Genomic DNA, 13,301 nt, shown 5'->3' on the forward strand with positions numbered 1-13,301 from the left:
CAGACAGTTCAAGTGAGTGGCTCATGGATTTAGGGATCGATCGACAAGCCCTTGTACCGGTGGTGCAGCAAATCGTCAGCGCGGTGGCGCAATGGATACGCAAGAGCGGCGCGAGCCCCGGCACGCGCTTGCCGTCCATCCGGCAACTGGCCCTCGACAACCTGCTCAGCCAGTCCAGCGTGATCGAGGCTTTCGAGCGAATGGTGGCCCAGGGGTTGTTGGCGTCCAGGCAAGGTTCGGGATTTGTGGTCGCCCAGCCGCCTGTTTGCCTTGAAGGCCACTGGTATGAGGGTGCAGAGCTGGGCTGGGGCGCCTATGTCGATGGCCCGTTGGGCGAGTTGAAGCTCGGTTGCGGCTGGCTGCCGGACACATGGCGTGAAAGTGATGACCTGTGCTACGCGATACGGGAAATCAGCCGCACCGACACGGCCGGTCTCTTCAACTACAGCACGCCATTGGGCCTGCCAGCATTGCGCGAGCAACTGCTCAAGCGGCTGACCCAGATAAAGGTGGGCACCTGCCTGGATCGCATCCTGACCACCCATGGTGCCGGCCATGCACAGGACCTGTTGATCCGCTCATTGCTCAAGGCTGGCGATACGGTGGTGGTCGAGACGCCGGGCTACGCCAACCTCTATCGACAATTGGAGCGCCATGGCGTCACGTTGCTGGAAGTTCCGCGCACCGTGGGCGGCCCGGACATGCCAGTGCTTGAGCAACTGCTGCTACGGCATCGTCCCAAGTGCCTGTTCATCAACTGCCTCTACCACAACCCAACCGGCACCAGCCTGTGCCGCGCCGTGGCTGAACGGTTGCTGGAGCTTTCGCGACGCGATGGCTTCCTGATCATTGAAGAAGACGTCTATGGCGACCTGCAGCACGCCAGTTGCACGCGGCTGTCGGCGTTGCCCCATGATGACCGGGTGATCTACGTATCAAGCTTTTCCAAAACCCTGAGCAGTGCCTTGCGCGTGGGCTACGTCAGTGCCGGCACAGACATCGTTGCGAAAATGGCCAGCCTCAAGACCCTGACCGGTATCGGCACTTCACGGTTTGCCGAAGCAGTGGTCGCCACATTGCTGGCCAATGGCACCTACCGCAAGTGGGTGCAACGCCTGCGCAAGCGTTTGAATGCGCAAATGGCAGCCACCCTGCAGGTGCTGGAGGATGAGGAATGGCAGGTGTTTGCCGTGCCTGCTGGCGGTATGTTTGTGTGGGCGCGGCCGGGCCTGGGCGATCATTCACGGTTGCAGGCGTGCGCGCGCAGGCTTGGTGTCCTGCTGTCTTGCGGGGCGCTGTTCACTCCCCGCGGTGAGCACAGTGACTGGCTGCGCATAAATGTGGCCTATGCTGCTGATCAGCGGGCTTTGGAGTTGTTCCGTGCCATGGGGCCTGCCAGATCGACCTCAACCATTCTGAAAACGACGAGCATGTAGCTTTTTGCCATTATTGTGACGCCAACGTCTTGTGCCAATGGCGTCTCGTTGCGAATCTCGCTGCATGGCAACCAGGCTTGCTGGCATCTGCCCGTGCAAGAGGATTCAAGTGCAATGATTTCGGCCGTGCAACGACGTTTCGCCAACCTCGGTATGGCAAAAAAGCTGGGCTTGGGCTTCTTCCTGGTGCTGCTGCTGACGGCGCTGGTGGCGGCCATTGGCGTGTGGTCGCTGCAAACCATTGGCCAGCGTTTCGAAGGCCTCAATGCCATGTCCTCGCTCAACAGCGGCTTGCTCAAGGTGCGCTTGATCGAGCAAGACTACGCGTTGCACGCCGACCCCAAAGCCGTTGATGCCTTGCATGAGAGCGTCGATGCACTGGCCGCCCTGGCGGCCACGCTCAAGGCCCAGTCCGCCGCCAATGTGCCGGTGATGGGCGACGTTGAACAGGCGTTGGCCGCGTATCGCAAGGCGTTCGATGAATTTGTCGAGTTGACCCAGACCAAGGACCTGGCTTTGGAAATGGCCAGTTGGTCCGTTTCCAGCGTGGCCAATAACCTCGATGTGCTGCAAGCCGGCCTGGCCGACGATGGCGCCTATGGCCTCAAGGAAAGCCAGGGCAAGGAGGGCGCCGAGTTTATCGAACAGGCCGGGCAGGTCAGCCAGGTGTCTCGCTTGATGCTGCAAGCCATGAACGAGGCGCGGGTACGCCTGGACCAGAGCCGCAAGGCCGATGCCGACAACGCCGAACAGGGCAAGATCGAACAGGCCGACCAGGCCCTTGCGCAGGTTGAGCAGTTGAAAACCTCGGTCAAGGACGCGGGTTACCAGACCGTGCTCAATGAGGTGTCCGGGCATATTGCGGCCTTCAGCGAAAAGCTCGGTGAGTACACCGGTTTGCTGGCTCAGGAAAAAATCGTCTACAAGCAATTGCATGACCGCGCCGACCAGGTGGTCAGCCGGGTCAACCAGGCGTATGCCGCCGAAGACCAGTCGATGCAGGCGCAATTGAAGAAAAGCACGCTGCTGATCATCGGTTCCTCGGCACTGGCGTTACTGGTGGGGCTGGTTGCAGCCTGGCTGATTACCCGCCTGATCGTGGCGCCGCTGCGCAGTGTAATCGCAGTGGCCCAGCGGATCGCCGCCGGTGACCTGAGCGGGCGGATGGAGGTCAGTCGCCGCGATGAAATTGGCCAGCTGATGCAAGCGATGCAACAGATGGGCAATGGCTTGAGCCAGATGGTCAGCGGCTTGCAGGCCGGCATAGAGCAATTGGCCAGCTCTGCGCAATCCCTCTCCAGCGTCACCGAACAAACCAATCTAGAGGTCAGCAGCCAGAAGGAGGAGACCGAGCAGGTCGCCACGGCGATGAACCAGATGACCGCCACCGTGCATGACGTGGCGCGTAACGCCGAAGAAGCCGCGCAAGCGGCGCAGACCGCCGATGCCAAGGTCGACAGCGGCCAGCAGGTGGTGCGTCAGAGCCTGCAACGCATTGAGTTGCTGGCGTCCTCCAGCACCAGTGCCAGCGCCAGCATCGACAGCCTCAGTGCCGAAATCCAGCACATCGGCACGGTATTGGGGGTAATTAAAAGTGTCGCCGAACAGACCAATCTGTTGGCCCTTAACGCAGCCATTGAAGCCGCCCGCGCCGGCGAGCAAGGCCGGGGGTTTGCGGTGGTGGCCGATGAGGTGAGGGCACTGGCCAAGCGTACTCAGCAATCGACCGAGGAGATCGAGCGGTTGGTGAGTACTTTGCGCAGTGCGGCGCAGTCATCGGTGCAGCAGATTCAGCAAAGCGGCGAGCTGGTGAAACTGGCCGTCAGCGATGCGCTGGAAACCGAGAGCGCGTTGGGCAGCATCGCCGCTGCCGTGTCCCTGATCCAGCAGATGAATCAGCAGATTGCCGCCGCCGCCGAGGAGCAAAGTTCGGTGGCCGAAGAGATCAATCGCAGTGTCACCAGTATCCGCGCGAGTGCCGACCAATCGGCGCTGAGCATGCAAGGCAACGCCGCCTCGAGCATTCAGCTGGCGCAGCTGGGGGCCGAACTCAAGGGCATGGTGGGGCACTTCCGCCTTTGATCAGTGAGCAAAGGCGGAGCCGTACGATCAGGCGTTGTTGGCGAGGAAGGTCAGCAGGGCTTCATTGACGAAGTCCGGGTTTTCGCGGCTGGAGATGTGCCCGGCGTCTGGAATCAGGGTCAGGCTGCAACCGATCAACTCAGCCATTTCCCTGGATTCGGCGGGTGGGCGTGGCTTGTCCTGCTCACCGCACATGATCAGGGTGGTGTCGGTGTCCAGGCGGTGCAGTTGGTCGAGGATATCGGCGCGGCTGAAGATCTGGCGGCCCAATGGCACGATGCTGTCCAGCAAACGCTCCTTGGAGAAGGCTTGCAGCGACTGGCGGAAATCCTGGTACAGCGCCGACTCGCGGTCGATACCTGGCCGGAAGAAGATCGGTGCGATCACATCCAGCAACGGCTCAGGGATGGCACCGGCGTCTTCGATCATCTTGAACAGCGAGAAATAATACTGACGCGTGGCCTCGGGCTCGGCGCCCAGGTAGGTGTCCATCAGCACCAGGCTGTTGATGCGCTCTGGGGCCAGTAATGCCAGGCGTGCGCCCCACATGCCGCCGACCGACAAGCCCACCAGATTGATTTGTGGGATGTCCAACTGATCCAGCAGGGCCAGGGTCTGGCGCGCCAGGTCGTCCAGGGACTGGGTTTGGGCCGGTAGCGCGCCGGATTCACCATGGCCCCAGAGTTCGGGGACGATCACGCGGTACTGTTGCGACAGCGCTTCGATTTGCGGCGCCCACATGTGGCGGTCCCACAGGTAGCTTGAGCCCAGCAGAACGACCGGGCCGGTGCCCTGGTCGACGTAGTGCAGCGGTTGTCCATCAATGACGGCGACAGGCATAGCAGGCCTCTGACTTCATGGAGTTAGGGGCACTTTTTTACGCTAGTCGGGGGCGGGGGGATAGGTGCAAAGTGATGGCACTTTGTTGTGGCGTGTTGCGTTGGGGGGCATATCCGTTATTTAGGTAACGGCGGCTTAGGAGTCCGCCCTGACGGCGGGGCACTTTTGGAAAGACCGGAATGGCGGCCCAGACAAAAGCAACCAAAAAGTCTTCGCCCCAACACTCGGCAACAGCGACAGCAACAGCAAAGCCAAACTCGGTCAACTGTGGGAGCTGGCTTGCCTGCGATGGCATCAACTCTGTGTACCTGATACACCAAGGTGTCTGCATCGCAGGCAAGCCAGCTCCCACAGAAAAGCAGATCTTCAGTGTATGCAAATCCGCTTTTGCTTTTGAACTAACCACTCAGGTCGGCTACTAGGCCGCCGTGCTCTGCTTTTGATCTTGCTTTTGATCTGAGGCGGCCCACGGATTCAAGCCTTCGTTCTGGCACACCGAGCCTAAGCGAGGTGCCGAGTGGTGGGGCGAAGACTTTTTGGTTGCTTTTGGCTGGGCCGGCATTCCGGTCTTTCCAAAAGTGAGCCGCCGTCAGGGCGGAACCCTAAGTAGCCGTTACCGCGGCAACGGATATGTACCCAACCCATCCATCCACCGCGCGCGCCAAACGATCAATCGTAAATAGCCTTCTTTTTCCACTCCGCATCCGCATCCACAACTTTAAGCCCTTCAGTCAACTCATTGACCTCATCTTCAGCCGGCTTGCTGTTAGTCAGTACCGTCGAATTAGCACGGGCCAATTGATTCTCAAGCAATTGCAACTGCGCGCTATAGAGCACCGGCTCTGGCTGTTTACGCAGGTACTGCACACCGCGCTCGAATGCCAGGCGTGCCTGGCCGGGTTGGTTCTGTTGCAGGGCGTGCTGGCCGAGGTTGTTGAAGAACTCGATGTGCAGCAGCACCAGGATATGACGAATTTCCTTGATCCAGTGCTTGGCCTCGTTGGTCGGCAGAAAACCATCCTGGGCCGCGCGGGTCACTTGGCCATGCAGGGCTTCAAGGAGGAAACGCACATCCTTGGCCTTGGCTTCGGTCTGGATCGGCGCCGGCGGGTTGGTCACCGGAATCGATTCGCCCTGGGCGATCAGCGCATTCAACTCAGTGATACGCGCCTTGAGTGCTGCACTGGACTTGTTGAGGTGCAACAGACGCTGGTTGACGTTCAGCTCAAGGCGGGTGAGCAGCAGCTTGAGCGCCGGGGTCATCAATTGGCCAGGAAAGGTCTCGGTGATTTCACCGCACCGACGCAGCCGATCATTGAGCTCGATCTCGGTACGTTTCTTTTCCAGCTTGTTGTTTTCCACCACGTGGTTCATGTAGCCAATGGCGATCAGTATTACGATCCCGGCTATTACCAGCAGGGTGATCATGAGTGGTGTCACCGGTGTGACCTCTTTTATAGGGTTTGCTGTGGAGTGTAGTGACTGGACCATCCGGCGGATAGGACTGTTCGACCAGTTGCCCAGGTAGTTTCTTCTATATAGGTAAGCGTTGCCGGGCGGGCTCTCTGCATAGATGCACATTGCCATCATTTGCTTGGGCGAACTATAGCGCCTTGTCGGGCGCCAGAATATAGGCGTCAAAGCCCGGACGGGCAGAGTGCCCGCCAAGGCCCGGAAAGCAGGGCGAAGTCATTGATTTAAATAAATTTATCCTTGGGGGTTGACGACCTTTCAATCCATCCATAGAATGCGCGCCACTTACAGCGTAAAGCACACAGCGAAACGCGGTAGGGAGTGAATGTTGTACGTGTGTCCCCTTCGTCTAGTGGCCTAGGACACCGCCCTTTCACGGCGGTAACAGGGGTTCGAGTCCCCTAGGGGACGCCATATGCGGGAATAGCTCAGTTGGTAGAGCACGACCTTGCCAAGGTCGGGGTCGCGAGTTCGAGTCTCGTTTCCCGCTCCAATTTACAAGCAATGTGGCCCTCGGGCGGCATTGAGTGAAACCAGGGCATAATCTTCGGATTTAACCTCTGGGCACTGAAACACACACCATGTGTTTCAGTTGTGTGTCCCCTTCGTCTAGTGGCCTAGGACACCGCCCTTTCACGGCGGTAACAGGGGTTCGAGTCCCCTAGGGGACGCCATTTTGCGGGAATAGCTCAGTTGGTAGAGCACGACCTTGCCAAGGTCGGGGTCGCGAGTTCGAGTCTCGTTTCCCGCTCCATATTTAACGAAAACGCCGATCAGCAATGATCGGCGTTTTTGTTTGTGCTGATTTTAATCAGCCGGGTCAGGAATCTGCGCCAGGGCATAGGCGAGAAGGAACAGGCTTATCAGGCCGCCTGCCTCGGCGTTGCTCATGTCGAATTCTTTGCGAATAAATGGCATCGCCACACCGAGGTTGGCGCGGTCGGCCGCCGCAATGGCGTAGATGACGAAAATCCAACCGGCGACCACCCAGCGATAGCGGCTGCACGCGACATGTGTAGGCCTTGTTGTGAAGTGCGTGGGAATAGTCTGTAGTTAATAGCGGGTGGGTGTGTACTGGTTCTGCTGTCTCTACTCTGGCCAGACCCGTGTGCCTGTTCACTTCAGAGAACTGCCCAGATGTTCCAACTCGATTTTTACTCAACCCTGGTCGCCGCCTCTCTGGTGCTGCTGTTGGGGCGTTGGCTGGTCGCCCGTATCGGCTTTTTACGCGCCTACAGTATTCCGGAGCCGGTGGTCGGCGGCTTATTGGTGGCTGCACTGCTGCTGTTGCTGCGCGCATTAACGGATATCGAGGTTCGATTCGACGCCTCATTGCAGGCCCCCTTGATGCTGGCGTTCTTTGCCACCATCGGCCTGAATGCGGACTTTGCCAGCCTGAAGAAAGGCGGGCGCATCCTCGGCATCTTCCTGCTGGTCGTGACGGCCCTGCTGGTGGTGCAAAATGCCATGGGCATTGCACTGGCCAAGGCGCTGGGGCTCGACCCGTTGATGGGGCTGTTGGCAGGCTCCGTCACCTTGTCCGGCGGGCACGGCACCGGTGCGGCCTGGGGCGCGGTGTTCAGCGAAAAATATGGCGTGGCTTCTGCGTCCGAACTGGCGATTGCCTCGGCGACGTTTGGCTTGGTATTGGGTGGGCTGATAGGTGGCCCCGTTGCCCGCTTGCTGATCAAACGTGTGCAGGTGCCCGGCGTTGAGCTGGCGCAACCGCCCCAGCCCAAAGGCTTTGAGCAGCCCAACCAGGAACGCATGATCACCTCGTTTTCATTTATCGAGACCCTGGCGTTATTGGCGATCAGCTTGCAGGTCGGCACCTTCTTGTATGGCTTTATTAAAGGTACGGCTTTCGAATTGCCGACGTTTGTATGCGTGCTGTTTGTGGGCGTGGTGTTGCGCAACGGCTTGTCGGCGCTTGGCTGGCATCAGGTGTTTGAGCGTGAAGTGTCGCTGCTGGGTAATGTCAGCTTGTCGTTGTTCCTGGCGATTGCGCTGATGTCGCTCAAGCTCTGGGATCTGGCGGCGTTGGCCTTGCCGATAGTGATTCTGTTGGCGGCCCAGGCGTTGCTGATGGCCCTGTTTGCGATCTTCGTGACGTTCCGGGTTATGGGCCGCAACTACGATGCGGCCGTGCTGGCGGCGGGGCATTGTGGTTTTGGCTTGGGGGCCACGCCGACCGCCATTGCCAATATGCAGGCGGTCACGCAGCGCTTCGGGCCATCGCCGATTGCGTTTCTGGTGGTGCCGATGGTGGGGGCGTTTTTTATCGACATTACCAATGCGGTGGTGATCAAACTGTACCTGGCGTTGCCGTTTCTGGGGGCGGCGGGTTGAGGGTACCTGCGAATGGTCGCCAAGCGGCGCCGTCCTGACGGATCAGTACGGCGTCGTGGCTCATGTACAGGTCGATGACTTGCTCTATTTGCACGTGGCGAAGCTTGAAGTCATGCGTGGGGGTGATTATCGCGCCATGTTTGTACAGCGTGTAAAAATGCACCTCACCCGAGAGTTGCAAGCCGGCCTCTTGCTGCGCAACTTCGAACGCTTGATCCGGTAATTGCACCTGAAAAAACGCCAGCAGAGGCCAGCGTTTTTGTTGTTCTTTGTCTGATCCGGCGCCTACTGCCTCATAAGCACGACGCATCCCCAGTACCCTCTGGTGGTACTGCGCGGTGCTGGTCTGCCCGGTGATGGCCAGCGACAGTTGGCCCTCCAATGCGGCTTGTGTGTAGTCGCTGTATTCATAAGCACGGTACTGCACCACTGTGCGCCCCTGGGATTCAATCAAGGTGGGGCCGGCGCGACCATCCCAGGCCGGGCTGTCGCCCAGGCCGATTTCGCTGTCTGTCAGCGGAATGACCGTGGCCGAAACATTCCGCGGTTCAAAGCTGCGGGTGGAGTCAGGCGCCACCCCCGGCCAGTACGAGCCGAGTGCCGCACAGATGCGTGCATCCTCGGTAAACGGGCTGGCTAGCTGATAACCGCACAGCATGTTCGTAAACGGAGCGTCGACCAGGCCCCGGCCCACTTCCCAGCCCGGCCCAAAGACCCCGCTGGCGAAATCCGGCAGCCAGGATTGCCGTTGTGTGCGTTGCACAGGTAGCGTCGGGCCTGGTGTTGTAGAGGACTGTGGGTGGGAGACGATGGCGGTGACGCCACGGTCTTCAGGGGCGAAGTAACCACCGGCAAGGGCTTGATTGATGAAAAAGCGCACGTCAGACAGTGGGTTGACCCGTGTATGCCAAACCTCTGGGCAGGGCGGCGCAGGGCAAGGGAAAACCGCCGGGTCGCTGGACCATTGCTTGAGCTCTCGTTGCCCACATAACGGAAAAAAATCCGGCGCACCGATGATGGAGTAGGCGGCGATGCTCGCCAGTTCCAGCGCAGGGCAGTGGGCCCGTACCCAGCCGTCGGCCATGGCATCCTGATAATGCAGGGCTCGGTAGCCGCCCGCCTTGACGATGGCGTCGACATCCTCACGCTGGTTGAGGTCTTCGATCGAACCGTCGTCGCGCAAATGATGGCGCCCATGCACCAACCCACCGGTATTGGGAGGCATCATGAACGACAGCGGACGGTCTTGGTAATAGGCCAGTTCCACCAGCGCTTCTTTGGCGTCGGGCATCAACAGCCCCGGCGCGAACTCATCGGTATTCGCCCAATGGCACAAGCCCTCGGTAATGACGAAAGGCGCGTTGAGAATGTCAGGCTCTTGCCAGCCGGTATCGCGAAATCGCCTATGGATCTGTCCGATTTTTTCATTGATCTGGTGGTTTTCCAACTGCACAGTCAGGTCCATTCCGGCCAGGCACTCGTTGCCATCGAACACTTTGTGCAGGGGCACCCAGAACTCCAGATCCTCATCGATAGGTTGAGCATCCATTGGGCCAAACCGCGCCGGTTGGCCGGTGTGCCGGGCAGCGATGAACGCGCCGTAGCGCGCCGGTATCACCCGCATCTGGTTTGGCTGGCCCTCGACAAAGGGCAAAAAACCTCTTTGCTGCGGGTTATACAGCGCGTCCGCCGTGCCGACCCGGGCCACCCCGGTACGCGAGAAACACAGGTCCGCCTGGCGCCTGTGCACAGTTTCGGCGTAGGGCCGGTATTCATACGCGAACACTGCAATCGCCAGTTGCGCCTCACCGGCCAGTTGCTGCAAAGCCTCCAGGGTCGGGGGAGCGGCGCCGTAGACATAATTGAGGACGTGCTCGATTTCAGCGGCTGTGGGGAAGGCCGTGAGCGTTTTACCCTGGACCGCGGTGACCACATTGGGCGAGGCGAAGGCATGAAACAGCAGGCTGTCGGCCGGGTGCCCAGGCTCTATACCGCGTGTGGCATCAGCGGAAAAATCCTCAAAGCCTGGCTGGGTGCGATCAATCTGCACAGGCCTGGCGAGTTCCTCACGCAGGCTTGTCGAGGTGATGTCCAGGCCGTGGTGCAGCAACAGGTCATGCCATCCTGCTGAGGCCAGGCGTGTGCAAGCGCGTTCTACATCGCTGATCAAGGACATCACGCCCCCTCCGATAGAAACCAGGGGAAAGGGTAAGTAAAGGGGGCATGCGCGGTAACTGACCGAACGGCTAGGTTACCGCCCGGGGGCTTCTTGAGGATGGCGAGTGATCGCGCGCCTAATTCAGCGTGTAAACGTCCTGTTTAGGCATGAAAAAACGCGAAAAGAGTTCGGACTGCGATTTGATGTTGAGCTTGGTGTAGATATTGCGCCGGTGCACCTTGATGGTTTCTGTCGACAGCGCCAGTTTGCCGGCGATTTCTTTATTGGAAAAACCACTGAGCAGCAACTTGAGCACGTCCTTCTCGCGCGTGGTGATCTGTGTGCCCAACTGCACAATGGCTTCGGACCAGGGCGGCGGCTCACTGAGGTTTTTTTCTTCATCGACTTCAAAACACATGCGTTGATGCATCAATGCCATGACCCACGGCTTGATGATATCCAGTGTGGTGATCTGTTCCGGGGTGTAGCGCGTGTTACTGCCAAATGAAATACACAGGGTTCGATCCGCGTCGAGCTGGACGTTGTACTGCACCTCATCGACGGACACGTACCGGGCGAAATACTGATGGTAGTACTCGGTGGTCAGGAAGTGCTCGGGGGCAATGTCTGACAGATGGAAAAAACCGCTCTGCGGGTTTTCACGGTTGGCAATGTAAAACGGGTCCAGCAGGTAAAGGCCTTTTACATAAAGTTGCGTCAGGGCGTCGACTTCGTCGGCATCGGCAACCTCGGTCACGCTGACGACGTTGACTTGCTGGTTGCTGAACACCAGGACCACCCAATTGTCGATCTGCACGTACTCATTCAGGACGCGAACCAGCGAGCTCCAGAAAGCTGGGCGGTTCAGCTCCATGATCAGCTTGCCGGCCGACCGGTGCCAGGCGAGATTGTGTAGGTCGAGTGACATGGACTACCCCTTTTGGGTTAGGGATTCATGGGGCTGAGCTAAGTATTTGTAGGTATTTACTATTCGACGACGCCGGGTATATTCACCCACCAGCGTTGATGGCCATGAAGGCCTGTCGTTTTTGACAAGGATAGTTATATGAATAAATCACATTTGCGAGCCCTTTTTTTAGCCTCGCTTGTCTGTGTCGGGGCCAGCACGCCCGCAGCGGCGGCAGAACCCCGGGTTAACCTGTACAACTGGTTCGGGTTGATCGCGCCAGAAACGCCGAAGGAATTCGAGCAAAAAACCGGCACCAAGATGCACATCGATACCTTCGACAGTGCCGAGGTCATGCAAAGCAAGGCCATGGCCGGGCGCACCGGGTATGACGTCGTTGTCGCCACCTCCAACGTGTTGCCAAGCCTGATCCAGGCGGGTGTGCTGGCCCCGCTGGATCGCAGCCAACTGAGCAACTATGCGCATATCGACCCGGAAATGCTGGCCTTGCTCGCCACTAATGATCCGGGTAACCAATACGCGATTCCGTACCTGTGGGGCACCACCGGCATTGGTTATGACGTGGATAAGGTCAAGGCGGCACTGGGTGATAACGCCCCGGTGGACAGCTGGGACTTGATTTTCAAAGAAGAAAACATCAGCAAACTCAAGTCCTGCGGCGTGGCGATGCTCGACTCGCCGAGTGAAATCATCTCCATCGCCTTGCATTACCTTGGCCTGCCGAGCAACAGCCAGAACCCCGAGGACTACCAGAAGGCCCAGGCGCTGCTGCTGAAAATCCGCCCTTACGTTCTCTACTTCGACTCCTCCAGAACCGACGCCGACTTTGCCGATGGCAATATCTGTGTGGTCGTGGGCTGGGCGAGCGGGGCACTGACGGCTCAGGCCATCAATGAGAAAAACCACACTGGCCGCAAGATCGCCTATAGCTTGCCGCGCGAGGGTGGGCTGGTCTGGTCGGAAAACTTTGTGTTGCTCAAGGATGCGCCCAACGCCAAGGCCGGCTTGGCGTTTATCAATTACATGCTTGAACCCGAGGTGATTGCCAAGAGCTCCAACCACACGCTGTACCCGAATGCCAACAAGGACGCCACCGCGCTGGTTGAGCAGAAGTTGCGCGATAACCCGTGGATTTATCCGTCCAAAGCCACCATCGCCACGCTGGTGCCGCTTGAGCCGTTGCCCTTGAAGCTGGAGCGTATCCGTACACGTGTGTGGACCAAGGTGAAGAGCGGTACGTGACTGGCTGAGTGAGGCCCGAGTGCTTTCGCATAGATCCCAGAGAGGGAGATAAATCATGGCCCGACGTGATGACCCGTGCGATGTGAAATCGGACGATTATCAGGCGTACAAGGAGATTGAGGAGCAGATCGGTCACTGTACGCCGGAGCAGGCCTGGGCCATGTATTACGTCTCGACCGGGATGGTGCGTGAACACGTTACGCGGGCGGTCATGGAGCATATCGGCAGGGGTAATCGGGCGCTGCTGCTGGAGTTTCCTGAGTTGGCGCGGGTGCAAGAGCGGTCTCGTTTGATGCTTCCTCTTTGAGGGTGGTGCTTTTTCAGGTCTTTTGAGGTGGTCTTAGGGGCGGTGGTTTTGAGTGTATATCCGTTGCTGCGGTAACGGCTTCTATTGGTTCCGCTCTTACAGCGGGTCACTTTTGGCAAACGCCCGGAATGCCGGCCCAGCCAAAAGTAACCACTGAATACACTGAAAAACTGCCTTTCTGTGGGAGCTGGCTTGCCTGCGATGCAGGCACCTCGGTGTGTCAGGTACACAGAGTTGATGCCATCGCAGGCAAGCCAGCTCCCACATTAGACCGAGTATGGCTCTGCTGTTGCTGTTGCTCTGGCCCTTACATCCTTTTCGATGACGAAGTCAGCGGTCTTTTGATCTGCGCTTTTGATCTTGATCTGAAATCGCCCCCCAAATCACTGGCGGATTGCGGGCATGCCGAGCCATAGCGAGGCACCGAGTGTTGGGGCGAGGACCTTTTGGTTACTTTTGACTGGGCCGGCATTCCGGTCCTTGCAA

Annotated in this window: 9 protein-coding genes, 4 tRNA genes and 1 pseudogene; 9 read left to right on the top strand and 5 right to left on the bottom strand. The window is 58.8% G+C overall.

From position 1 onward, the window contains the following. The first annotated feature begins 23 nt into the window (after window positions 1–23). Both HU759_RS10245 and HU759_RS10250 read left to right on the top strand, forming a co-directional pair. Complete coding sequence (locus HU759_RS10245) at window positions 24–1,436, top strand: PLP-dependent aminotransferase family protein (RefSeq protein WP_017134452.1); 1,413 nt, start codon at window positions 24–26, stop codon at window positions 1,434–1,436. A 114-nt stretch (window positions 1,437–1,550) separates the two neighbouring features. Continuing rightward, entirely contained in the window at window positions 1,551–3,518 is a 1,968-nt protein-coding gene (locus HU759_RS10250) for a methyl-accepting chemotaxis protein (RefSeq protein ID WP_170039985.1), read from the top strand. A gap of 27 nt (window positions 3,519–3,545) precedes the next feature. On the opposite strand, the gene HU759_RS10255 is transcribed toward HU759_RS10250, so the two are convergent. Beyond that, on the bottom strand, window positions 3,546–4,358 hold the full coding sequence (locus HU759_RS10255; protein WP_138449188.1) for an alpha/beta fold hydrolase: 813 nt from the start codon (window positions 4,356–4,358) through the stop codon (window positions 3,546–3,548). Between the two features lie 669 nt (window positions 4,359–5,027). Continuing rightward, window positions 5,028–5,798: a hypothetical protein gene (locus HU759_RS10260; RefSeq protein WP_017136282.1), complete on the bottom strand. Its 771-nt coding sequence runs from the start codon at window positions 5,796–5,798 to the stop codon at window positions 5,028–5,030. A gap of 371 nt (window positions 5,799–6,169) precedes the next feature. Between HU759_RS10260 and HU759_RS10265 the strand changes: the two genes are divergently transcribed. The 4 genes from HU759_RS10265 to HU759_RS10280 all read left to right on the top strand — a co-directional run bounded on the left by HU759_RS10265 (window position 6,170) and on the right by HU759_RS10280 (window position 6,585). Then, window positions 6,170–6,245: transfer RNA gene (locus HU759_RS10265), tRNA-Glu, on the top strand. A 3-nt stretch (window positions 6,246–6,248) separates the two neighbouring features. Next, window positions 6,249–6,324, top strand: a tRNA-Gly gene (locus HU759_RS10270). 105 nt (window positions 6,325–6,429) lie between these two features. Then, window positions 6,430–6,505: transfer RNA gene (locus HU759_RS10275), tRNA-Glu, on the top strand. A gap of 4 nt (window positions 6,506–6,509) precedes the next feature. Next, window positions 6,510–6,585 (top strand) — tRNA-Gly (locus HU759_RS10280). Window positions 6,586–6,653: 68 nt separating this feature from the next. On the opposite strand, the pseudogene HU759_RS10285 reads toward HU759_RS10280, so the two are convergent. After that, window positions 6,654–6,875: pseudogene (locus HU759_RS10285) on the bottom strand (hypothetical protein); the annotation flags it as partial. Window positions 6,876–6,968: 93 nt separating this feature from the next. Between HU759_RS10285 and gltS the strand changes: the two are divergent. Continuing rightward, the gene (gene gltS, locus HU759_RS10290) at window positions 6,969–8,180 is read left to right on the top strand and encodes a sodium/glutamate symporter (protein WP_099547845.1); all 1,212 of its coding nucleotides are present in this window, start codon (window positions 6,969–6,971) and stop codon (window positions 8,178–8,180) included. Here gltS and HU759_RS10295 read toward each other — a convergent pair. Together HU759_RS10295 and HU759_RS10300 are read right to left on the bottom strand one after the other, a co-directional pair. Further along, window positions 8,137–10,356, bottom strand: coding sequence for a hypothetical protein (locus tag HU759_RS10295; RefSeq protein WP_170039987.1), 2,220 nt, complete (start codon window positions 10,354–10,356; stop codon window positions 8,137–8,139). The genes gltS and HU759_RS10295 overlap by 44 nt on opposite strands. A 118-nt stretch (window positions 10,357–10,474) precedes the next feature. Next, complete coding sequence (locus HU759_RS10300; protein ID WP_017136286.1) at window positions 10,475–11,266, bottom strand: helix-turn-helix transcriptional regulator; 792 nt, start codon at window positions 11,264–11,266, stop codon at window positions 10,475–10,477. A 138-nt stretch (window positions 11,267–11,404) separates the two neighbouring features. Between HU759_RS10300 and HU759_RS10305 the strand changes: the two genes are divergently transcribed. Beyond that, window positions 11,405–12,508, top strand: coding sequence for a polyamine ABC transporter substrate-binding protein (locus HU759_RS10305; protein WP_058420166.1), 1,104 nt, complete (start codon window positions 11,405–11,407; stop codon window positions 12,506–12,508). A 55-nt stretch (window positions 12,509–12,563) separates the two neighbouring features. Continuing rightward, window positions 12,564–12,815, top strand: coding sequence for a hypothetical protein (locus HU759_RS10310; RefSeq protein ID WP_017136288.1), 252 nt, complete (start codon window positions 12,564–12,566; stop codon window positions 12,813–12,815). Window positions 12,816–13,301 lie beyond the last annotated feature (486 nt).

This window comes from Pseudomonas sp. OE 28.3 (genome assembly GCF_014268205.2).
Classification (GTDB): domain Bacteria; phylum Pseudomonadota; class Gammaproteobacteria; order Pseudomonadales; family Pseudomonadaceae; genus Aquipseudomonas; species Aquipseudomonas edaphica.